This window comes from Maribacter sp. HTCC2170 (assembly GCF_000153165.2).
Lineage (GTDB): Bacteria > Bacteroidota > Bacteroidia > Flavobacteriales > Flavobacteriaceae > Maribacter_A.
This window is the reverse complement of record NC_014472.1, coordinates 3571586-3594801: the sequence shown is the minus strand read 5'-3', so window position 1 is coordinate 3594801 and position 23216 is coordinate 3571586. Positions and strand designations below refer to the sequence as shown.

The window sequence follows — 23216 nt, the reverse complement described above, 5'->3', positions numbered from 1 at the left end:
AATAAACAACAACCAAATAAATCAATAAAGTATGAGAAATTTGAAATCAATTTTCCATAGGGCAAGTATTGCCCTAATGGGTACTCTTTTAATAGCTAGTTGTAGTGAAAGTGTCCCTGAGGCTAAGGCTTTAAAGGATGCTTCTACAATAGCTATTAAGGGAACCATGAAAGCAGAGTTAACAGCGCCACCTTTTGTACCTGCTCCAGTTGGAGATCGTCCAGCAAAAAAGTTGATAGTAAACATGGAGATTCTTGAAGAGGTAGGAACCATGACTGATGGCGTAGAGTATGTGTATTGGACATTTGGAGGATCTGTGCCAGGAAGTTTTATTAGAACTCGTGTAGGTGATGAGGTAGAATTTACGCTATCAAATCACCCAGATAATAAATTACCACATAATATTGATTTGCATGCAGTAACTGGACCAGGCGGTGGAGCAACTTCTTCGTTTGTTGCACCAGGGCATGAAAAAACATTTTCATTTAAGACATTGAATCCGGGATTGTACGTGTATCACTGTGCTACAGCCCCTGTCGGAATGCACATTGCTAATGGAATGTATGGTTTAATTTTGGTCGAGCCAGAAGGTGGATTGCCAAAAGTAGATAAGGAATATTACATTATGCAAGGTGATTTCTATACCAAAGGGGAATATGGAGAATCTGGATTACAACCTTTTGATATGCAAAAAGCAGTGGATGAAGACGCAGATTATGTAGTGTTTAATGGTAAAGTAGGAGCACTTACAGGCGACAATGCAATAACTGCCAATGTTGGTGAAACGGTTCGATTATATGTTGGTAACGGTGGGCCTAATTTAACTTCTTCCTTTCATGTTATTGGAGAAATTTTTGATAACGTGCATATAGAAGGAGGTTCTATAATTAATAAGGACGTGCAAACAACATCAATCCCAGCTGGTGGCGCTGCTATTGTTGATTTCAAGGTTGATGTTCCCGGAACATTCATTCTGGTAGATCACGCCATTTTCAGAGCATTTAATAAAGGAGCTTTGGGTATGTTAAAAGTAAATGGTGAGGAAGACAAGAAATTGTACTCCGGAGTTATGCAAGAAGGAATTTATAACCCTGAAGGCGGAGCAATACAAAGCATGCCTAATGACGAAACTGAGAAAGCAGTGGCCACAAATAAAACACTTGCACAAAAGATTGAATCTGGAAAGCAGTTATATACAAATACTTGTTTTGCTTGTCACCAAGCAAATGGTGAAGGTATAGCTAGTGCTTTCCCACCATTGGCAAAATCTGATTATTTAAATGCGGATGTTAATAGAGCCATTGACATTGTATTACATGGTAAAACAGGGGAAATCACTGTAAACGGTGTTAAGTATAATAGCGTAATGACCAAACAAACATTATCTGATAGTGAAGTTGCAGACGTGTTGACCTATGTATACAATTCATGGGGTAACAATAAAACAAACATAAGTACATCTACAGTTACACAAAGAAGAAGTGCTCATTAACAGTTAAAATACATTTAATATGAATACTGTTTTAAGACTGATGATTTGCATACTGTTTAGTTGGATAACCAATGTGAATTGTCAGTCTAAAATGGTTTCGATAGAAGGAGGCTCTTATATACCGTTGTATGGCAGGGATTCTATGAAGGTCACCATTGCTGATTTTTATATGGATGTATATCCTGTAACGAATAAAGAATTTCAACAATTTTTAGATGATACTCCGAAATGGAGAAGATCTAATGTGAAAAGACTTTTTGCTGACGATAATTATTTAATGAGTTGGTCGTCGGACACAGCACTCAGTGAAAACCAATCGCTTAAAGCTCCAGTCACCAATGTTTCTTGGTTTGTGGCAAATGACTACTGTGAATGTCAGGGGAAAAGATTACCTACAGTAGACGAATGGGAATATGTAGCAATGGCAAACGAAGAGTTACCAGATGCCCGTACGATAAAAGGCTATAATGAGTATATACTATCGTGGTACGAAAAACCAAAAACTTTTAATAATGAAATTGGGTCAACCTTCAAGAATTACTGGGGTGTATATGATTTACATGGTTTAGTTTGGGAATGGACTTTGGATTTCAACTCAGTTTTAGTGTCAGGAGAGTCACGAAAAGATGTTGACAATGATAGTAATCTATTCTGCGGAAGTGCGGCAATAGGTGCAACGGACCTTATGAATTATGCAGCTTTTATGAGGTATGCCATTAGAGGTAGTGTTAAAGCCAAGTATACAATGAAAAACTTAGGTTTTAGATGCGTGAAGGATAACAACCAATAATAAAAAAATGAATTTCTCTAAATATGTATTATTCCTTTTTGTAGCCTGCATGTCTTTTGCATCATGCAATACAAAAAAAACAAATAAAGATCAGGTGGCTTATCATTGCCCAATGGAGTGCGAAGGTGATAAGACCTATGAATCTGAAGGTAGTTGCCCCGTTTGTAAAATGGATTTGGTCTTATTGGAAAACAAGCCAATACTAGCCAATACAGATGAAATTTCTGAAGAATCAATATTCAATTTAACCTCTAAATGGAACACCGAAGAGGGGAAAACAATTGAATTAAAAGATTTGAAAGGAAAGCCCTTGGTCATGGTAATGATCTATACCACATGTAAGGCAGCATGTCCTAGACTTGTTGCAGATATGCGAAACATATCAAAACAGATTCCTGAAAATAATACTGATGATTTGCAATATGTTTTAATTAGTATTGATCCAGAAACAGATACTCCAAAACGTTTGAAGGCTTTTGCAATTGAAAATCAAATGGACGGCGAGCAATGGACATTTCTTCAAGGGTCTATGAGTGGTGTACGAGAGTTTGCCAATGTATTAGCTGTAAAGTATAAGCAAATATCACCTATAGACTTTTCTCATTCGAATATTATTAGTGTATTTAACGCTGCTGGTGAATTAGTTCATCAACAAGAGGGATTAGGAGTAGATAATAAGGAAACGGTACAAGAGATTAAAAACTTGTTGAAATAACGAAAAAGAATAATCATGATAATTACAGAGAATAAAACCGTAGGCGAAACGGTAACCGAAAATATTAAGACAGCCCATATTTTTAAGAAATATGGTATTGATTTTTGCTGTGGTGGTGGCATAAGTATAAATAAAGCATGTGAGAAAAAGAATGTGGATTTCTCAAAACTAGTAGAAGAACTACAACTTGTTGATAAAACCCAAAAAGCTTATGATTATGATAAATGGGAACTCGGGTTTCTAATTGATCATATTGTAAATATTCATCATGCCTATGTAACTGAATCAATTCCCCTAATTCTTCAATATTCAGCTAGGGTTGCAGAAGTTCATGGTCATCATTATAAAGAAGTTATTGAGATAAACACCCTTTTTGGGGAGGTGTCCATAGAATTAAAAGCCCATTTGAAAGATGAGGAAACCATTCTTTTTCCATATGTAAAGCAGATGGTAAAAGCAGAAAAAGAGGAGACCAGAATCGGACTCGCTGATTTCGGAAGTGTTAGTAATCCAATTAAAACTATGTTCGAGGAACATGAGGGTGCAGGCGATGCTTTTAAAAAAATTGCGCAGTTGACCAATAACTATACTCCACCTCAAGACGCATGTAATACGTTCAGGGCACTTTACGCCAAGTTAGAAGAATTTGAGCAAGACCTGCATCAACATATTCATTTAGAAAACAATATTTTATTTCCAAAAGCCATCCAATTAGAAAAGTCTTTATAAAGGATAATACAACTCTATTTAATACTTACGATTATGAAAAAAATGTTTTTTTTATTCGTTTTGCTTACCCTTTTTTCAAATACAATTTCTGCACAGCAGTTTGATTTATCAGCGGAGGTCAGACCTAGGTATGAGAATACCCATGGGGTCAAGACCCTTATTAATGACGATGTAGATGGTGCAAATTTTATATCACAGCGAACTCGCTTGAATTTTGGATTTAAACAGGAAAAAATAAGATTGGGTGTTTCGTTACAGAATGTTAGAGTATGGGGAGATGTAAGTACTTTATCATCCAACGACAATGCCAATGCCTTACATGAAGCATGGGCTGAAGCCATACTATCGGACAAGCTTTCGTTAAAGCTGGGTAGACAAGAAATTGTTTATGATGACCACCGTATTTTTGGTAATGTAGGTTGGGCACAACAGGCCAGAAGCCATGACGCTTTTGTCTTGAAATTCGTTCCTGATGAGAATAACAAGTTAGATTTTGGATTGGCACTCAATGCAGACAGTCAGGCTGGAATAGATAATCTATACAGTAATGCTGCAGGCTATAAATCACTTCAGTATGTATGGTATCACGGTGCTTTTGATAAATTCGGATTAAGTGTTTTGGCTCTGAATACAGGAATAGAATATTTGGACAGTTCTGATGAACAAACCATTGATTATACAATGACGTTCGGTCCAAGAGTAACCTATAAATCTGGAGATTTCAATGCGGATGGGGCAGTTTATTTGCAGACTGGAAAAACTAGAAATACTGATGTAAGCGCATCGTATTTTTCTGGTAATGTGGGCTATAAGATTAGTGATAATGTTTCACTCGGAGGTGGTTTTGAGTATCTTTCAGGGAAAGATCAAAATGATACAAACGCTGATGTCAAATCCTTTGCTCCATTATTCGGGACTAACCATAAATTTAATGGTTGGATGGATTATTTTTATGTTGGCAATCATGGAGGTTCTGTTGGTCTAACTGATATTTATGCTTCTCTTGGGTTTAGTAAGGATAAGTTTTCAGCCAAAATAATTCCACATATTTTCTCAGCTGCAGCAGATGTATATAATGGGGCAACGAAAATGGATAATGGATTGGGAACAGAAATTGACCTAACAATTGGTTATAAATTGGCCGATAATATTGCATTGAACGCTGGCTATTCAAAAATATTCGCCACAGAAACAATGGAGGTATTAAAAGGAGGAGATAAAGACGCAAATAATAGTTGGGCATGGGTAATGTTTACCTTTAAACCAAAATTATTTTCATATTCACCACAAACAAACTAAGATCACGTGATAGAAGCACCATATTATCATACCATAGGCAAAGAAGTTGAGGTATTCGAACATTCCTATAAGAGTAAAATTCCTTTTTTACTTAAAGGGCCAACCGGTACTGGTAAATCTAGGTTTATTGAGTACATGGCCCATGAGTTGGGCAAGAAATTGCTAACTATTTCTTGTCATGAAGAAACATCTTCTACAGATTTAATAGGTCGTTATATCATTAAAGGAGCTGAGACGGTATGGATGGACGGTCCTTTGACTATGGCAGTAAAGGAAGGCGCTATAATTTATTTGGATGAAATAGCAGAGGCAAGACCTGATGTTATCGTTGCCATACATTCTTTAACCGATCACAGACGCGAATTGTTTATTGATAAACTAGGAGAGACTGTTAGAGCCCATGAAGACTTTATGTTGGTAGCATCCTTTAATCCAGGATACCAACGTGGGTTCAAAGAACTGAAACCGTCAACTAGGCAACGTTTCGTTGCAGTTTCCTTTGATTATCCCGAGGCTAAAATTGAGCAAGAAATATTGGTTTCTGAAACTGAGATTGACGAGGGGACAGCAAAAAAATTAGTGAATATAGCTACCAAAATAAGGAATTTGACTGAACTTGGATTAACAGAAACAGTTTCGACGCGATTGTTGGTTGATGCTGCAAAATTGATTCATAGCGGGCTGCCCAAAAGACTTTCAGTTAGGGTAGCAGTAGTTGAGCCCTTAACAGATGATCTAGAGGTTGTTGAGGCTCTAAAAGATCTGTGCGATTTAATGATCTAATAGTTTTATCAAGGAAGTATGTTTGAGTTTGAACCCGATGAGTATCTCTTCACCAAATTTGCCCACTATTTTAAAAGACGGAAAAAGGCAAAGCAGGAGCAAATTGCGCATACGGTAAAACTAGAAGACCTGAAGCCACGTTTAACCATTTTTGCCCGTGCCATTACCGGCAGAGCAATAGAGATTTATGATGCAGAGCGGGAGGGAGGTTATAGAAATGATAATTTTTTTCTTCCAACTAAGTTTGCAGATTTTCAATCGTCTGATGAAAATATTGCTTTTTACTTATTTCGTATCCTGTATTTATCCGTTCAAAAGAATTTGGATTTGAATTGGAAAGACAATCAAGAATACGAACTCAAAGAATCCCAGAAAAAGTCTTTTGAGAACTCTCAACAGGTATTGAGTTCTTTGTTTGAGCAATTTCCGATAACAAAAGAATACCACGAAAAATTCAAATCATATTATAAGGAGATTTCAAAAAATGAACAATTGGTCGATTATTCCTTTATTTATGGGAAATGGATGCGTGATGTACCGGATAATGAGGCATCAAAACAATTAGAGAATTTTACCGATAAGGTAAAAAAAGCGGAAGAAGAAAAGCCTGAGACCATACTTAAATCAAATGCTGTTGAAGAGATTATTTCCGTACAAATAGACCAAAAACAGATGGATGATGCTGTATTGCAACATCAATTTGAAAAAGTAGAAACAGCAGAGGAATTTGGTGGCAACTTCCGTGACATGGATGGTGATGATGAACTTGACGAACACTCCAATGCGTTAGAGGATTTGAATATGAAATATACCGTTCGTGTTGATGACACCGCACATTCGGTATACCAGGCAGAGTTTATTGAGAATACAACCATCGCAGAAAGTGCAGAGAACAATTCTTCAAGTTATCATGTAACTTACGATGAATGGGATTATTCGACAAGATCTTATAAAGAAGATTTTTGCAAGGTCTATCCCAAGACAAATCTAAAGGCCGATGTTGATTATTACAAGAGAACCATTGCCAAGAACAATTCCACATTAACAGGTTTGCGTAAAATGTTGACTACGGTCAATAATAAATTCCAACAGCAGCGACGACAGACTCAGGGAGAAGAATTTGATATTGATGCTATTACCGATTTGTTCGTTGATGTGCATTCAGGGCATACTCCATCAGAAAAAATTTATTTGTCAAAAAGAAAAAAAGAAAAGGACCTTTCTATTTTGCTCTTATTGGATATCAGTTTATCCAGTGATGGTTATGCTGCCGGCAATAGGGTTATCGATGTAGAAAAAGAGGTTTCTATTTTGTTTGGTGAGATTTTGAACGAATTCAATATTGATTTTTCAATTGATTGTTTTTACTCGAAGACCAGAAACCATTCCACCTATTTGACCATTAAAGGTTTTGATGAAGATTGGAACCGAGCCAAATTCAAGGTGGGTGCTGTTGAACCAAGTGGTTATACGCGTATTGGTGCAGCTTTAAGACATTCTGGCGCCCTATTGGATAAAAGAGACACCAAGAACAAATGGGTAGTTCTAATCTCAGATGGAAAACCCAATGACTATGATAAATATGAGGGTAAATATGGAGTAAATGACGTGAAGCAGGCCCTAAGAGAACTCAATGAACGTCAGATAAATTCCTATGCCTTGGCTATTGAAGCACAGGCCAAATATTATTTGCCACAAATGTTCGGTCAAAACCATTATCAGATTCTAACCACTCCGGTTGAACTGTTACAATCATTGGTAAAACTGTATGAAAAGATTAAACACCAGAGCTAATGAAATCCGGAGCTATTGATCATAAAAGTATTTACTATCCACCGGGCGGCGTTCTTATGTGGATTATAATTTTTTTAGAGCTGCTTACTTTTGGTGCTGCACTAGTCGCGATGGTTTATTATGGTAGGCAAGAATTTGAAATGTTTCATAACTCAAGATTGCAGTTAAATGCATCTATTGGTACCATAAACACCTTGTTTTTGATTTCCAGTGGTTATTTCATGGCGCGTTCGGTAGGCTATTTAAAAAGCAATGAAAAAAACAGGTCTCTATTCTTTCTAAAACTCACGATGTTTGGTGGACTTTTATTTTTGGCATTGAAAAGTGTGGAGTATTACTTTAAGATTGATGCAGGACTCACCGTAGGGCACAATACCTTTTTTACTTTTTATTGGATGTTGACCCTATTTCATGTCATACATGTAATTGTTGGGTTAGTTATTTTGGCTTCGGTTTATTTTGGATTAAAAAAGGAAATATCAACGGTTTCTATTGATGATATGGAGGCCAGTGCTGCATTTTGGCATATGTGTGATTTAATTTGGTTACTCTTGTTCCCTGTAATCTATTTATTGTTTTAATATGGAAAAGACAGCTAAAATTTACACTGGTTTGATTGTGCTAACCGTTTTGTCAATAGTTGCTGCCTATTATGTTAATTATGTTACTGTAATAATGATTTTGGCTGCATTAAAATTTATCGGTGTTTCATTTTACTTTATGGAACTCAAAAAGGCACATATTTTTTGGAAAGTATCACTACTTGTATTTTTAATACTCTTTGTGGTGCTCATATTGTTCCTTTTTGAACAATGACATAATATGTAGAAGCTAAATATTAGCTCAAATTATTTAAAAGGAGTGTCAAATTTTTGACACTCTTTTTTTTATATGTAACAAAGGTTGCAGTACATGTGTTGTTTAAGTTTCAACTTTACAAAGAATTAAAATATTGGTCATTGTTGCTGATGGCCACGGGGAAACCCGAAAAGTTGATCAATGACGTCCATATTTCATTGATTTGTTTGGTTGTTGAAAAAGGCGCCCTTCATATGAAGGGCGCCTTTTTGTGTAACAAAGGTGGCAGTATAGATTTTATTTTAATCCGAATTTTACTGCAAATATTAAGATAATGTCAAGAATTGTTGTTTTGGGAGCGGGTATATCTGGTCATGTGGCCGCATCCCACCTTAGAAGAAAACTTTCCAAAGAACATGAAGTTGTGGTTGTTTCCCCAAACAGTAATTACCAGTGGATTCCTTCAAATATATGGGTAGGTATCGGAAGAATGAAACCTAAGGATATTCTTTTTCCATTGGCACCACTATACAAGAAAAAAGGAATAGATTATAAACAGGCCAAGGTAACCACCTTTCATCCTGAAGGAGATTCAGAAATAAATGATCCCTATGTTGTCGTAGAATATGTAGCAGGTAAAGAAACAGGTAATAGAGAGATGGTAACCTATGATTATTTAATAAATGCTACAGGACCCAAGTTGGCATTTGATATGACAGAGGGCCTTTCTCCAGCAACAAATAAAGCATACTCGGTCTGTACGTATACACACGCTACAGAAGCCTGGCATGCATTGGATCAATTGATCCAAGAATTGAAGCAGGGTAAAAAGGCCAAGATATTAATAGGGACAGGTCATGCAAAATCCACTTGCCAGGGAGCCGCATTTGAATATATATTAAATGTTGAGCAGGAATTACGAAAACATAGAGTGCGGGATAATGTAGAATTGACATGGATAGCCAATGAGCCTAAGTTGGGCGATTTTGGCATGGATGGTATGCTATTGAGTTATGGTAGTAATATTATGAAATCCAGTGAAATGGTAGAAATGGTTTTTGAAGACCGTGGTATCAAATGGATCATTGGGGCAGGAGTGAATAAAATTGAAGATGGTGTCGCCCATTACGAAACTTTAGATGGGGAATATAAATCGGAGACTTATGACTTTGCCATGTTGATACCTGCTTTTTCAGGACATGGATTCAAGGCTTTTGATAAGAATAATTCTGATATTACCGATAAACTATTCAAAGGTTTTATGATCGTAGATGCCGATTATACTCCAAAACCCTATGAAGAATGGTCGGTACAAGATTGGCCGGAAACCTATCAAAATCCAACATACAAAAATATTTTTGCTCCAGGTATTGCATTTGCTCCCCCGCACCCTATATCCAAACCACGGGTTAGTAAGAATGGCACACCAATTTCACCATCACCACCACGAACAGGAATGCCCTCGGGAATTACAGCTAAGTTGGTAGCGGATAATATCATTGACACGATAAAGAATAAGAAACCATCATTACACCATAAAGGCTCAATGGGTAATATGGGGGCTGCTTGTATAGCTTCAGCCGGCTATGGATTGACAAAAGGAAGTGGAATTAGTATAACAACATTCCCAATAATCCCTGATTACAAGAAATACCCAGATACCCAGGGGAGGAAATTAGGTAAAACCTTTGGAGAAATTGGACTGGCAGGACATTGGTTGAAATTGGCATTGCACTATGCATTTTTATACAAGGCCAAAATGAAACCGTTTTGGTGGTTGATTCCAGAATAGGAATCAAACCGAAAAAGGTTGATTCCAGAATAAAAGAGATAAGATATGACACGTAGAATATCTAGAATGAAACGTTTTTACATGATGAACCCGATTATTCAGTTTTTTAAGTTCATCTATTTAAGTTTAAAAGTATTGGTCATTGTTGCTGGTGGCCACGGGGGAACCCGAAAAGTTGATCAATGATGTCCATATTTCATTGATTTGTTTGGTTGTTGAAAAAGGCACTCTCGAAAGACGAGTGCCTTTTTGTAGTTTTACACAAGAATTATAGGCGCCAATGGCGTACTTTAGATGTTAAATTTTCGTGATATGGTTGTGCATCATTTTGAAAAAGAATTTTCAGTTTTAAATCGTTTTATAGCCGAAATCCGTGATGTGGATATTCAGCAAGACCCCATGCGTTTTAGGCGAAATATTGAGCGTATTGGAGAAGTTCTTTGTTATGAAATGAGCAAAACCCTGAATTATGATACCAAAACTGTTCAAACACCTTTTGGCACCAAAGATATTGCCCTACCTATTGATGAACTGGTGTTGTGCTCTGTATTGCGTGCCGGTAATCCTTTACATCAAGGATTGTTGAATTACTTTGATAGGTCTGAAAATGCTTTTATTTCAGCCTACAGACATCACCCCAATGGCGGAAATGAATTTGAGGTCATCGTAAAATATTTTGCGGCCCCATCATTAGGAAATAAAACTTTAGTGCTTACAGATCCAATGCTGGCAACAGGCAGAACCTTGGAAAATGTTCTCGAAGTACTTAAAAGTCACGGAGAACCAAAACAGATTCATATAATATCGGTCATTGGTTCAAAAGAGGGTGTGGAATATATTAAAAAGGTATTTCCTAAAGGCACTCATCTATGGATTGCAGCCATTGATGATGAGCTAACCCGTAAGGGCTATATTATTCCTGGATTAGGTGATGCAGGTGATCTTGCCTTTGGTCCCAAGCTTTAATTACTTGTAGATTACCTAGATAGATTTCTTCTATCCTAGCATACCCAAATCATATTTCCTTGGTAACATAAGTTACTGCCAAGTCTTTTTTGTCCATCTAATTTTGCCACAAATTGAATGGATAATGAAGAAACTACTTTTGATAATGGTACTCTTTGGAACTGCAAATTCTATGCATGCGCAAGAAACGGTGCTTATTACCAAGGATGAGGTGCTATCTAAGGTACTTGCCGAAAACAACACCTTAAAGATTTCGCAGCAGGATGTTCTGGCGGCAAAGGGCGATTACAATCAAACCAATGCCATATTGCTACCGAACATCAGTATTTCCCATACGGGTATTGCAACTACGAATCCTTTAATGGCATTTGGTTCAAAATTGAATCAGGAGATTTTGACATCAGCGGATTTTAATCCAGCATTGCTCAATGATCCAAATCAGATAGAGGATTATGCCACGAGAATCGTGGTTCAGCAGCCTCTTTTGAATATTGATGGAATCTATCAAAGGAAAGCAGCCAAAGCTAAACTGAATGCTACAGAACTGCAAGCTGACCGTAAGCAGGATTATATACAGTTAGAGGTTGACAAAGCATATATGCAGCTACAATTGACTTATAAGACCGTTGAGGTATTGCGAAAGGCCAAAGAAGTGGCAATGGAGAACAAAAGATTGGCAGATAATAGTTTTAAGCAGGGATATCTGCAAAAATCCGATGTTTTGGCTGTTGAAGTACGGGTAACTGAAATTGATAATCAGTTGCAATACGCCAAGAGTAATATTAAAAATGCATCGAACCAATTATCGGTTTTAATGAATGATGATAACTATTTAACCTTACAACCCGCAGATTCATTAGTGGTTGTTTCCAGTGAGGTTAGTGAAAATCTTCCCGAGAACAGAAAAGATATACAAGCAATTTCTAAAGCTTCTGAGGCCTATAAACAAATGCATAAGGCAGATAAAATGAGCTTTCTACCCAGATTGAATGCATTTGGAACCTACGAATTACATGATGATGAAGTTTTCCAAGGTGATGCTGACGGATATCTTTTTGGGGCAGAATTAAAATGGAACATTTTCGAAGGTTCAAAACGAATAGGGAAAGCTCAAAAGAGCAAGGCAGAATACGAGAAATCGAAATTAGAACTAAGTCAATATAAAGCTGAAAGTCAGGTAGAGCTGAATAGGGCCAAACGTATGCTTCAAGATGCCAAGAACAACTTGGAGCTTACGGCCCTAGCCTTACAACAATCAAGAGAGTCGCTTAGAATTAGAACCAATCGTTTTGAGCAAGGTCTTGAGAAAACAACAGAACTTCTTATGGCTGAAGCGCAATACTCCCAGAAGCAATTGGAATATTATGCCACGATATTCCAGCATAATTATGCATTGGCTTATGTACAATTTTTAACAAGGGAATAAAAAACATGCAGTTAAACAACCGAATTAAATAGAAAATAAGAATGAAAACTAAACAACATATAATAACATTTTTTGCAATAGGGTTACTCTTTGCAAATTGTGGTGACGGAAATAAAAAAACGGTAACTGATAATTCCCCCGCGGTTACTGTATCCGTTAGCGCAGTCAATAAAAAAGGCAATAGCTCATTTCTTTCAGCTAGTGGTAAAATAGAAGCCGTGAATAGCGCTAATCTAAGTACACGAATGATGGGACATGTAGATAAGATCTACGTACAGGTTGGCGACAAGGTGCGAAAAGGGCAACAACTCATAAGTATTAGCAATACAGACCTTACAGCTAAACTAGGGCAAGTAAACGCAAGTATTACCGAGGCAAGAGCTGCTTATACCAATGCAGATAAGGACTATAAAAGGTTTACTGCTCTCTTCAATGAGAATAGTGCGAGTCAAAAGGAATTGGATGATATAACTGCCAACTATAATATGGCAAAAGCAAGGCTTGAGGGAGCAAAACAAATGAAAAATGAGGTGAATGCCCAGTTCTCTTATGCAAATATTCGAGCCCCCTTTACCGGAACCGTGACCAATAAATTCATAAACGTCGGTGATATGGCAAACCCTGGAATGCCATTATTGGAAGTTGAATCTCCTGGTAAATTTCAGGTATTGGCCATGGTGCCAGAATCTGAAATATTGCAAATCAAAGCAAATACAGAAGTTGATGTTGTATTAAAGTCACTGGAAGAAACGGTAAAAGGTAAAGTAGTCGAAGTGAGTACCTCTGCAAAAAATACAGGCGGACAATTCATGGTAAAGGTTGAATTGGATAAATCGGATGTTAACATAATGTCTGGAATGTACGCTACTGTACGTTTTCCAGTCGCTAAAAATGAAACTTCCGAAACAGTAATGATCCCGTTGGATGCAATTGTCAATAATGGACAGTTAACAGGAGTTTATACGGTAAGTGAAAGTAATACTGCTCTGCTGCGTTGGTTACGCTTAGGTCGTACCATAGGTGACCAGATAGAGGTGCTAGCGGGTTTAACGGCAGAAGAACAGTACATAGTTTCTGCAGAAGGGAAATTATTCAATGGTGCTAAAATCAGTATCCAGTAAATGAGGTCGCGATAGGGATTGAACCATTGTTGGAGCTCTTTTTGAATAAAAAAGCGACTGGTGAAAGCCCGCCCGAACGCTCTAGAACTTAATAATCAATAGAATGAAAGAAGGATTAGCTGGCAAAATTGCCAAATCATTTATAGGATCTAAATTAACGGTACTCTTAATGGTCGTATTCATGGTCATCGGAGTCTACAGTTCGTTTTTGATTCCGAGGGAAGAGGAGCCACAGATTGATGTGCCAATGGCAGATATTTTTGTAGGATACCCCGGAGCAAGCCCTACTGAGGTGGAATCAAGGGTCACAAAACCCTTGGAAAAGCTGATATCGAACATCAAAGGGGTAGAATATGTTTACTCCACGTTGATGAAAGAGCAGGGGATGGTCATTGTACAGTTTTATGTGGGTGAGGATATTGAACGCTCATTCGTGAAACTTTATAACGAGATCAATAAGCACATGGATATTATGCCTGAAGGAGTTACTTTTCTTTTGGTGAAGACCCGCGGTATTGATGATGTTCATATGTTGGGACTTACATTATGGAGTGAGAGCTATGATGATTATCGCATTAAGCAGATTGCCCAAGAACTGACTGATGAGATTGAGAAAATCAATGATGTTTCGGCCACGCAAAAGATAGGAGGCAGAAACAGACAGTTGCGCGTTGTTCTTGATAAGGAAAAAATGGCAGAAAGTGGTTTGGATTTTCTTTCTGTGGCACAAATGATAAAGGCCAATAACCAACAATTGAGTGGTGGTTCTTTTGATAGGAACGATACTGAATTCATGGTGACCACCGGTGAATTCCTAAAAAGTGTTGATGATGTTGAGAATTTAGTTGTTGGTGTTCAGCAAAATAGACCGATTTACTTAAAGCAGATTGCCAGCGTTCAAGATGGTCCTGAGCTTCCAAAAAATTATGTTTCATTAGGCTTTGGACAAGCAAGTGAAAAGGCAGCTGATTTTAAATCTGAATACCCAGCAGTTACTATTTCAGTTGCGAAGCGCAAAGGCGCTGATGCTATGAAAATATCCGACATTATTTTGGATAAGGTTGAGCATCTAAAAAAGAATTTGATTCCAGATGACGTGCATGTTGAAGTTACCAGAAACTATGGTGAAACTGCTTCTCATAAGGTATCAGAGTTGTTGATGCATTTGATAGGTGCAATCATCGCCGTGACTTTTGTGGTGATGTTGGCCATGGGTTGGCGTGGTGGTTTAGTAGTGTTCTTATCGGTACCCATCACATTTGCGTTGACCTTGTTGAGTTATTATATGCTGGATTATACCTTAAACCGTATCACACTTTTTGCGTTGGTTTTTGTAACTGGTATCGTGGTTGATGATTCTATTATCATCGCGGAGAACATGCATCGGCATTTTAAAATGAAACGCTTGCCTTTTAAGCAAGCCGCCTTATATGCGATTAATGAAGTTGGTAACCCAACAATTTTGGCAACATTCACGGTGATTGCTTCGGTATTGCCAATGGCATTTGTTTCGGGTCTTATGGGGCCTTATATGTCTCCAATGCCCATTGGGGCATCTATTGCCATGTTATTATCACTTTTCGTTGCATTGACGATTACACCATATCTAGGTTATATTTTCTTAAGGGAAAAAGAGAAAAGTGGAGAAAAAGCGAAAGAGGAGAAACCTATGGAGGAATCTTTTATCTATCGGATGTATGAAAAATTTGAAAAGCCACTTATCGAAAACAGAAAGAAGAGATGGTTGTTCTTGGGAATTACTTTCTTGCTGTTGATTTTATCTGTTGGTATGTTCTTTACTAAATCGGTGGCTGTAAAAATGTTGCCATTTGATAATAAGAACGAGTTTCAGGTGGTGATAGATATGCCAGAGGGTACAACCTTGGAAAGAACCGGGGTAGTTGCCAAAGAAATAGCTCAATACCTCTCTACGCGACCAGAAGTAATTAATTATCAATCGTATGTGGGAACATCTGCTCCCATAACTTTTAATGGGCTGGTACGTCATTACGATTTGCGAGGAGGCAGTAATATGGCCGATATTCAAGTGAATCTTATTGATAAGGGTGAACGTAGCGAGCAAAGTCACGAAATAGCGAGTCTATTACGTCCCGAGATTCAACGAATAGGAGCAAAATTTAACGCCAATGTAAAAATTGTTGAGGTACCGCCAGGGCCTCCTGTTATGTCGACTATTGTTGGTGAAATATATGGTCCAGATTATGATAAACAAATTGATATTGCTAATCAAGTCCAAGGTATTTTGAAAAATACTGATGATGTTGTTGATGTGGATTGGATGGTTGAAGCTGATCAAACTGAATATGAGTTCATAATTGATAAGGAAAAAGCAATGCTCTATGGAGTCGTGCCACAACAGATTTCACATACCGTGAATATGGCATTGTCAGAAAGGGCGGTGACCAATTTATATGATGAGGATGCTACTGATCAAGTAGGGTTGATACTTGCCTTGGATGAAAAAGAAAAATCCACTATTAGTGATATTTCCCAATTAAAGGTCAAATCACTACAAGGTAATATGATCACTATTGGTGACTTGGTTGAAATCAGGGAGTCCACAAAAGCAAAAAGCATTTATCGAAAGAACCAAAAACGTGTGGTATATGTGATGGCTGATATGGCGGGTGAGTTGGAGAGTCCGGTATATGCCATTTTGGGTATGACCGACAAATTGAAAGGACTTAACCTCCCTGAGGGTTATTCTGTTGATGAATTGTACATTAAACAACCAGATTTTGAGGACAATTATACGGTTAAATGGGATGGTGAATGGCAAATAACCTTAGAGGTGTTCCGTGATCTTGGCATTGCGTTTCTTGGGGTAATTGTAATCATTTACATATTAATAGTTGGGTGGTTTCAGAATTTTAAGGCACCAATTGTTATGATGGTTGCTATTCCATTATCAATGGTAGGTATTGTTTTAGGGCATTGGTTATTGGGTGCATTTTTCACGGCAACTTCATTTATCGGAATGATCGCTTTAGCTGGAATCATGGTTCGTAATTCGGTTCTTTTAATCGATTTTGTAAATCTTAGGCTTGCTGAGGGAGTACCGATAAAACAGGCAGTTATTGAAGCTGGTGCCGTACGTACAACTCCGATTCTATTGACTGCGGGTACTGTGGTAATCGGTGCATTCGTTATTCTTTTTGATCCTATATTCCAGGGACTGGCGATTTCACTCATGGGAGGTACTATCGTATCGACAGTGCTTACGCTTTTGGTAGTGCCTTTGGTATATTATATGATTGAGCGTAAAAACCATAAATAAGAAAAAATTAAGCATATGAAACTATTATTGGTTACCGTGGTAGAACAATTTGAGAAAGAAGTTATAAAACTTTTTAAAAAGGCCGAAATAGAAAATTTCAGCGGCTCGGAGATTGATGGTTATAAAACCCCAGCCTCCTTGTTGATGAAATCCAGTTGGTTTCCCAATGTGAGGGGAGGAGTAGAATCCAGTTTGTTCTTCTCATTTACTGAGGACGAGAAAATTGATGTACTCTTTGGACTTATCAAGGAGTTTAATATGAAGTTGGAAACCAATAACCCAATCAAGGCAGTTGTAGCTCCCATTGAACGAAGTATTTAATAAGAATTAAAATCGATTAAAATGTTAAATAAGTATTTTAGAATAGCAGTTGGTAGTTTTGTGTTAATCAGCGGATTAGGGGCAATGTTTCATAGCGAGCATTGGCTGTGGTTCACCTTGTTTATTGGAGTCAATATGATTCAATCTGCATTTACCAAATGGTGTTTATTAGAGAAGATATTGGTGAAATTAGGGGCTAAACCTGGGGGCGAAAGCTGTTCGGTTTAAAAAACTTAACCACGATTCAAAGTCTTGGAATCAGTGGAAATGGTTATTATTACTACATTACTTCATCGAAAGTAAGTGATATGGTTGGTCAAGTCTAAATAATTTCATTTAAATTTGATAGACCCACATCACTATTCAATGAGGAACATATTTGCTAAATTCTTAAGATTTCCCAAACCTTTATTCAATACCCGAGCAGCGGGTCTTTACATTTTACTTTTTGCTGCAGCCATAGGTACTGCAACTTTTATAGAAAATGATTTCGGTACTTCTGCGGCCCAAAAAGTAATTTATAAATCTTGGTGGTTTGAGCTTTTACTAGTATTGTTTGGCATTAGTATCATCTACAATATTTTTAAATTTCGAATGGTGCAACAAAAGAAGTGGCCCTTGCTTCTTTTTCATGGTGCCATTATCATAATCCTCATTGGTGCGGGAGTTACCAGGTATTATAGTTTTGAGGGTATTATGCATATACGGGAAAATGCCACTTCAAATAGCTTTCTTTCTTCAAATGCATTTTTAAAATTCAGAGCTGATAAAAACAAAAAAACATACGATTTTAACGAGCCCGTACTTTTCGCTTCCTTAGGCAACAATGATTGGAAAGCGGAATATTTGGTTGATGGAGATTTAGTCGAAGTTAAGGTCAAAGAATTCATTCCTAATCCGAAACAAGTGCTGACCGAAAGTATGGATGGTAGGCCTACACTACAAATTGTTGTTGCTGGGGCCAATGGAAGAGAAGAATACTTCATTAATGAGGGTCAGACGAAAAGAGTACGGAATGTTATCTATAACTTTAAGAATACCCAATTACCAGATGCCATAAATATTATCTTGAAGGATGATGCCTTATTTTTGAATACCAGTAAGACATTGACACAAATGGTAATGGCTACTCAGAAAAGGGATACAATTCACCCCTTAGGAAAATATAACCCTCTTAAATTAAGGTCTTTATATTCTGACGGAGTGAATAATTTTGTTTTTGCTGATTTTAAAGGGCAGGGAAAAGTACATATAGAGTCAGAAGATTCAAAAGTCAGGAACGAAAGTCTAACTGCACTTGTACTTGACGTAACTGTCAATGGTGATACAAAAGAGGCCTATGTTTATGGTAGTCGGGGAGTAGAGGGCAGACCCCAGCAAATGAATTTTGGAGATTTGGGTTTGGCAGTTTCATATGGTGCTAAAAAGCTGACTGTTCCTTTTAACATAAGACTCAACAAGTTCATTTTAGAAAAATACCCGGGCACCAATAGTGCCGCTTCCTATGCCAGTGAGGTTACCTTGAACGATCCGGTCAACAATGTAAATTTGGACTATCGTATTTTCATGAACAATATTTTGGATTATGCTGGGTATCGTTTTTTTCAATCTTCATTTGACAAAGATGAACGCGGAACCTACCTCAGTGTCAACCATGACTTCTGGGGAACATGGATTTCATATTTGGGTTATGTTTTATTGACCATAGGTATGATACTGACATTCTTCAGTAAAAAAACACGATTTTATCAAGTTACCCAGAAAATCAAGAAGTTAAGGGCAAAATCATCAACGTTCATTCTGTTCTTGTTTTTATCCACTTCGTTAATATCTGCTCAAAACACCAATAACGACAATTTTGCAAATAATACTGTTTCAAAGGAACATGCAAAGGAATTCAGTCAATTGGTGGTTCAGGATTTCAAGGGTAGAATGAAACCAGTGCATACGCTTTCACGCGAAATAATGCGAAAATTGGCTCGCAAGGAAAGCATGTACAATTTGACTGCGGACCAAATTTTACTGAGCATGTTCATTAATAAACAAGCTTGGTATAAGACAGGAATAATCAAACTGGGAAAACATAAGGATATTCATAAAAAACTTAATGTGGCCGGTGACTACGCCTCCTATGCCGATTTTTTTGAAACCAATGGAAAATATAAGTTACGCGAAGAAGTTCGCAGGGTTTATGGTCTGGAACCTATTGATAGAGGGATTTATGAAAAAGAACTTTTGAAGATTGATGAGCGCGTGAACATTCTCAGCATGGTTTTTTCTGGCTCGTTGCTTAAGATTATACCTAATCCCAGTGACCCTAATAACACATGGGTTTCCAAACCTACCCACAACCATAGTGCAGATGATGGTCATAATCATAGCACAGTGGCTGATAATTTCTTCAATGCATATACAACTGCACTTCAAAAGGCTACGGTGTCTAAGGATTATACCCATGCAGGCCATTTACTAGATGAATTGGTAACCTTTCAAAGTAAGAACGGTGGTCAAATTATGCCCTCTGAATCAAAGATAAACGCTGAGATTTTACTTAATAAGCTCAACGTGTTTACAAGATTGGCAGGTTTTTATATGCTATTGGGAATAGCCTTTTTGTTCTTCCTTTTCTTATCGGTTTTTAAACCAAAAGTAAATCTGAGAAAAATCTATCTAGTGCTATTCTTTCTACTGATTGTTGGATTTGTACTTCATACAGTCGGATTGGGTTTGCGTTGGTATGTTTCGGGTAGGGCACCTTGGAGCAATGGTTATGAATCCATGATTTATATTGCATGGACATCTACGCTCGCAGGGGTGTTATTTACTAGAAAATCGTTTGGAGGATTGGCGGCGACCATGGTTTTGGCAGCTACAATACTACTCGTTTCTACATTGAGTTTCCTAGATCCAGAAATAACACCTTTGGTACCAGTTTTAAAATCGTATTGGTTGACCATTCATGTTTCGTTGGAAGCGGGTAGTTATGGATTTCTGATGCTTGGAGCCATCATTGGACTCATAAACCTGGTTTTAATGGTTTTCATGAGAGATTCCAACAAAGAACGGGTCAAAAGAATCGTAAAGGAGATGTCCTATATTAGTGAACTTACATTAATAGGTGGTTTGTTTATGGTGAGTGTAGGCACCTATTTAGGAGGCGTCTGGGCCAATGAATCCTGGGGTAGATATTGGGGTTGGGATGCCAAGGAAACTTGGGCACTAGTGACAATATTGGTATATGCATTTATCTTGCATATGCGTCTTATTCCCAAAATAAAAGGACTGTTCGCATACAATGTAGCCACCATTTTCGGCCTGGCCTCTGTTATCATGACCTATTATGGAGTGAATTATTATTTATCTGGATTACATTCCTATGCAACGGGAGATCCGATTCCGATTCCTAGTTGGGTATATGTTGTAGTTGTATCGATTATAATAATAAGTGCACTTGCATATTTTAAAAAGCGAAAATATCCAGTGATATCCTAGGCAGTTGATTTACTTTACCAAAGTGCCGTTTTCAAGAATAAGATCGTATGTGTATCCAGCGCCAAAATCCTTGTTCATTACGACAGTTCCACGTATTGTAATTTCTGACCCTTCTGGAACAAATGTGTTTGAAGTAATCACAAGATCAAAATCATCTTTGCTTCCATCCTGCAAATGAATCCAATTCTTGTCCATGATATTCGGATTCACCTTTACACATTTACCACTTAGTTGAATAGTATGCCCTTCGTATTTTTTCGGATCTTTAACCAGCTCAGCTATTTTAAGTGTTCCTTTATGTTGCACTACCTTATCGGTATGCGTGGGAATGGTTTCTTTTTGAGTGACTGGTTTACTTTTTTGTTTGTTTACGTTTAAATCACCCACATGTTTAGAATGGTCTTGTGATACGAGGCTTGAAATCAAATAAATAGTATCGAAAACCCTGTTATATTCTTTACTTTCAAACCCTGTTTTTAAAAGCCCGCCACGATAGAAATAGGTTTCCCCTTTTTTTACTTCTTGTTTTCTAGTGGCAATCCAAAACTTGGAGTCTCCCTCAGAAACATTTAGATAAACATATCTCGTTGCCGGTAAAACCTCATTGACTGAAACCGTATGTAACTCATTCGAAAAAGATTGATTTGAAGTTGGAATTACCTGAGTGGATGGGTCCGGAGTGAAGATGCCGCTTTTTTGAGGTTCTTCCTGTTCTTCGGAGGCTTGAATCACTTTTGGACCATTATTACAGGCCATTATTAATAAAGAGCCAATTAAAATATGTGCCAACCTGTTTATGTGTTTCATAGGTTCTGATTAAAAACGTTGTATCATTCTAGAGTAAATTCGAATATTGTTCTCGTCATTAAAGGTAGAAAGTTCGCCAGAAATACTGAACAATAATTTTCTATTGATGTTGTATGACAGATTTGTGCCGAAATAATGCTGTTCCAATGAATCCATGCCGCTGGTATAATCATAGAATACCAATCTATAATAAAGGTCAGTATTCAATCTTCCTTTTAAAAAGCTTCTTGAGTATCTGGCAGCACCAATGTTACTCAACAAATAGTTAGACTCGTTTCTATTGTAGGTCAATGACAATCTGCCACCAATTTTCGGTACTTTGGTAAGTGTTGAATAACCGTAAATGTTATCTGATTTATTGTCCCTATCACTTTGAAACCTCTTGCTATAACTACCGCCTGCAAGAATATTTTTATAGGGTCTAAAATTTATTCTTGCCCGTACACCTTGTCTGGCAATATCATCATCCAACAATCGCTCAAGTTCAGTTTGAAAGGTTTCATAATAGATGATTCGTTTTCTAGAATCATAGGAAAGCATCAAATTTAGCTTTCTAGAAAACCTGTATCTCGCGGAAACGTATAAATTGGTAAGCCTGAGGTCGTTTTTGGTCTCATTGTTAATTTTACTGAAAATATCCATTTCCATGGAAGAGAAAACATTCAAGTTTCGGAATAGAGTACTTGAGTGTTGTAAATAGGTATACCTTCTATCAATATCACCATTACCACGCTGCTCGATTGCGCCAAGGGTGGTCTGGGCATAGAAGTTTTCTGTTTTGATGATATTACCTACATACCCGCCATATTGAAGTAAATCGGCATTAAAACCGTAATCAAAGATATCAGGTCGAAAACCGACTATTGCCCCAGCATAATTATTACCAAAATACTTTTCAACTTGCAGACCATCAATCGCTCCAATAGATGATATTTTAGGATTGATGTTTCGACCTAAAGTGATCGACAGGGTGGGAGTTGCATCATATCTTGCACCCAAATTATAAACCCTTAAAAAACTATTGTTTTGTAATGATGAGGTTTCTTTTTGATCAAGGATATACCGATAGTTTAAATAGGTGTTAAAGGAAAATTTAGAACCTTTAATGTGGTCAGCATCCACTGAAAGGCGAGACATAAAGCGATGCCTATCATCCCTGTTGCTCAAAATATTACTATAGGTTGAAGCAGATATTCTACCGCGTATTTTCTCTTTGTATTCAGGTTCTTTTTGTAATTCATCAGCGTCCAAAACAACTGGAGTAAATTCCTTTTTAGGTTCTACTATTTTGACTTCTTTTTTAGGCCTGTTCACAAAGAAGACGCCATCCCCTTTTTGAATTTCGCAATCATTGATGATTTGACTAACAACAGAACTTGATGATTTACTCTTTACAACCAAACAAGAGGTTTTTGTACTACTAAGTTTTAAACTATCACCAATAGCTATGTTTTGGGTATTATCAAATTTAACGTAAATGTTATTCGATGTTACAAATGATACCTTCCCATTAAGTATCGGGTCTTTGGTTTGACCAAATACATTGTAGGTTAGGACTATAAAGACTATTATAAAATTTAATAGATGCTTCAT

20 protein-coding genes are annotated in these 23216 nt (G+C 37.3%); 18 read left to right on the top strand and 2 right to left on the bottom strand.

What is annotated here, in order from left to right:
• Positions 1-31: 31 nt before the first annotated feature.
• From nirK to ccsA, 18 genes are all read left to right on the top strand, one after another.
• Positions 32-1492: a copper-containing nitrite reductase gene (gene nirK, locus FB2170_RS15790; RefSeq protein WP_013307602.1), complete on the top strand. Its 1461-nt coding sequence runs from the start codon at positions 32-34 to the stop codon at positions 1490-1492.
• Positions 1493-1511: 19 nt separating this feature from the next.
• On the top strand, positions 1512-2282 hold the full coding sequence (locus FB2170_RS15785) for a formylglycine-generating enzyme family protein (RefSeq protein ID WP_041632910.1): 771 nt from the start codon (positions 1512-1514) through the stop codon (positions 2280-2282).
• A 7-nt stretch (positions 2283-2289) separates the two neighbouring features.
• Positions 2290-2997: an SCO family protein gene (locus FB2170_RS15780; RefSeq protein WP_193363979.1), complete on the top strand. Its 708-nt coding sequence runs from the start codon at positions 2290-2292 to the stop codon at positions 2995-2997.
• Between the two features lie 15 nt (positions 2998-3012).
• The gene (gene ric, locus FB2170_RS15775) at positions 3013-3726 is read left to right on the top strand and encodes an iron-sulfur cluster repair di-iron protein (RefSeq protein WP_013307599.1); all 714 of its coding nucleotides are present in this window, start codon (positions 3013-3015) and stop codon (positions 3724-3726) included.
• Positions 3727-3759: 33 nt separating this feature from the next.
• Complete coding sequence (locus FB2170_RS17305) at positions 3760-5025, top strand: alginate export family protein (RefSeq protein WP_013307598.1); 1266 nt, start codon at positions 3760-3762, stop codon at positions 5023-5025.
• Between the two features lie 6 nt (positions 5026-5031).
• Positions 5032-5808 carry a CbbQ/NirQ/NorQ/GpvN family protein gene (locus tag FB2170_RS17300; RefSeq protein ID WP_013307597.1) on the top strand — a complete coding sequence of 259 codons (777 nt, stop codon included), beginning with the start codon at positions 5032-5034 and terminating at the stop codon, positions 5806-5808.
• An 18-nt stretch (positions 5809-5826) separates the two neighbouring features.
• Entirely contained in the window at positions 5827-7602 is a 1776-nt protein-coding gene (locus tag FB2170_RS15760) for a nitric oxide reductase activation protein NorD (protein WP_013307596.1), read from the top strand.
• Entirely contained in the window at positions 7602-8183 is a 582-nt protein-coding gene (locus FB2170_RS15755; RefSeq protein WP_013307595.1) for a cytochrome c oxidase subunit 3, read from the top strand. The genes FB2170_RS15760 and FB2170_RS15755 overlap by 1 nt, the downstream gene beginning before the upstream one ends.
• Before the next feature lies 1 nt (position 8184).
• Positions 8185-8418, top strand: a complete 234-nt coding sequence (locus tag FB2170_RS15750) for a cytochrome C oxidase subunit IV family protein (protein WP_013307594.1) — start codon at positions 8185-8187, stop codon at positions 8416-8418.
• 316 nt (positions 8419-8734) lie between these two features.
• Entirely contained in the window at positions 8735-10192 is a 1458-nt protein-coding gene (locus tag FB2170_RS15740) for an NAD(P)/FAD-dependent oxidoreductase (protein WP_013307592.1), read from the top strand.
• Between the two features lie 45 nt (positions 10193-10237).
• Positions 10238-10378 carry a hypothetical protein gene (locus FB2170_RS17395; protein WP_158306099.1) on the top strand — a complete coding sequence of 47 codons (141 nt, stop codon included), beginning with the start codon at positions 10238-10240 and terminating at the stop codon, positions 10376-10378.
• 126 nt (positions 10379-10504) lie between these two features.
• Entirely contained in the window at positions 10505-11158 is a 654-nt protein-coding gene (gene upp / locus FB2170_RS15735; protein ID WP_041633273.1) for a uracil phosphoribosyltransferase, read from the top strand.
• Between the two features lie 124 nt (positions 11159-11282).
• On the top strand, positions 11283-12584 hold the full coding sequence (locus FB2170_RS15730) for a TolC family protein (protein WP_013307589.1): 1302 nt from the start codon (positions 11283-11285) through the stop codon (positions 12582-12584).
• Positions 12585-12625: 41 nt separating this feature from the next.
• Complete coding sequence (locus tag FB2170_RS15725) at positions 12626-13705, top strand: efflux RND transporter periplasmic adaptor subunit (protein WP_013307588.1); 1080 nt, start codon at positions 12626-12628, stop codon at positions 13703-13705.
• 103 nt (positions 13706-13808) lie between these two features.
• Positions 13809-17003 carry an efflux RND transporter permease subunit gene (locus tag FB2170_RS15720; protein ID WP_013307587.1) on the top strand — a complete coding sequence of 1065 codons (3195 nt, stop codon included), beginning with the start codon at positions 13809-13811 and terminating at the stop codon, positions 17001-17003.
• Positions 17004-17018: 15 nt separating this feature from the next.
• Positions 17019-17324 carry a hypothetical protein gene (locus tag FB2170_RS15715; protein ID WP_013307586.1) on the top strand — a complete coding sequence of 102 codons (306 nt, stop codon included), beginning with the start codon at positions 17019-17021 and terminating at the stop codon, positions 17322-17324.
• A gap of 21 nt (positions 17325-17345) precedes the next feature.
• Positions 17346-17552: a DUF2892 domain-containing protein gene (locus FB2170_RS15710; protein WP_013307585.1), complete on the top strand. Its 207-nt coding sequence runs from the start codon at positions 17346-17348 to the stop codon at positions 17550-17552.
• Between the two features lie 138 nt (positions 17553-17690).
• A complete protein-coding gene (gene ccsA, locus FB2170_RS15705; protein WP_013307584.1) occupies positions 17691-20816 on the top strand; it encodes a cytochrome c biogenesis protein in 3126 nt (1041 codons plus the stop codon).
• Positions 20817-20825: 9 nt separating this feature from the next.
• On the opposite strand, the gene FB2170_RS17085 is transcribed toward ccsA, so the two are convergent.
• A complete protein-coding gene (locus FB2170_RS17085; protein WP_013307583.1) occupies positions 20826-21623 on the bottom strand; it encodes a hypothetical protein in 798 nt (265 codons plus the stop codon).
• A gap of 9 nt (positions 21624-21632) precedes the next feature.
• Positions 21633-23216 (bottom strand): hypothetical protein, encoded by a 1584-nt coding sequence (locus FB2170_RS15695; RefSeq protein WP_013307582.1) that lies wholly within the window; start codon positions 23214-23216, stop codon positions 21633-21635.

Coding starts and splice junctions, on each gene's coding strand:
- nirK (WP_013307602.1), top strand. CDS start 32: ATGAGAAATTTGAAATCAATTTTCCATAGGGCAAGTATTGCCCTAATG.
- FB2170_RS15725 (WP_013307588.1), top strand. CDS start 12,626: ATGAAAACTAAACAACATATAATAACATTTTTTGCAATAGGGTTACTC.
- upp (WP_041633273.1), top strand. CDS start 10,505: ATGGTTGTGCATCATTTTGAAAAAGAATTTTCAGTTTTAAATCGTTTT.
- FB2170_RS15750 (WP_013307594.1), top strand. CDS start 8,185: ATGGAAAAGACAGCTAAAATTTACACTGGTTTGATTGTGCTAACCGTT.
- FB2170_RS17085 (WP_013307583.1), bottom strand. CDS start 21,623: ATGAAACACATAAACAGGTTGGCACATATTTTAATTGGCTCTTTATTA.
- FB2170_RS15785 (WP_041632910.1), top strand. CDS start 1,512: ATGAATACTGTTTTAAGACTGATGATTTGCATACTGTTTAGTTGGATA.
- FB2170_RS15715 (WP_013307586.1), top strand. CDS start 17,019: ATGAAACTATTATTGGTTACCGTGGTAGAACAATTTGAGAAAGAAGTT.
- FB2170_RS17395 (WP_158306099.1), top strand. CDS start 10,238: ATGACACGTAGAATATCTAGAATGAAACGTTTTTACATGATGAACCCG.
- FB2170_RS15740 (WP_013307592.1), top strand. CDS start 8,735: ATGTCAAGAATTGTTGTTTTGGGAGCGGGTATATCTGGTCATGTGGCC.
- FB2170_RS15730 (WP_013307589.1), top strand. CDS start 11,283: ATGAAGAAACTACTTTTGATAATGGTACTCTTTGGAACTGCAAATTCT.
- FB2170_RS15760 (WP_013307596.1), top strand. CDS start 5,827: ATGTTTGAGTTTGAACCCGATGAGTATCTCTTCACCAAATTTGCCCAC.
- FB2170_RS15695 (WP_013307582.1), bottom strand. CDS start 23,216: ATGAAGCATCTATTAAATTTTATAATAGTCTTTATAGTCCTAACCTAC.
- FB2170_RS15780 (WP_193363979.1), top strand. CDS start 2,290: ATGAATTTCTCTAAATATGTATTATTCCTTTTTGTAGCCTGCATGTCT.
- FB2170_RS15755 (WP_013307595.1), top strand. CDS start 7,602: ATGAAATCCGGAGCTATTGATCATAAAAGTATTTACTATCCACCGGGC.
- ccsA (WP_013307584.1), top strand. CDS start 17,691: ATGAGGAACATATTTGCTAAATTCTTAAGATTTCCCAAACCTTTATTC.
- FB2170_RS15710 (WP_013307585.1), top strand. CDS start 17,346: ATGTTAAATAAGTATTTTAGAATAGCAGTTGGTAGTTTTGTGTTAATC.
- FB2170_RS17305 (WP_013307598.1), top strand. CDS start 3,760: ATGAAAAAAATGTTTTTTTTATTCGTTTTGCTTACCCTTTTTTCAAAT.
- FB2170_RS15720 (WP_013307587.1), top strand. CDS start 13,809: ATGAAAGAAGGATTAGCTGGCAAAATTGCCAAATCATTTATAGGATCT.
- ric (WP_013307599.1), top strand. CDS start 3,013: ATGATAATTACAGAGAATAAAACCGTAGGCGAAACGGTAACCGAAAAT.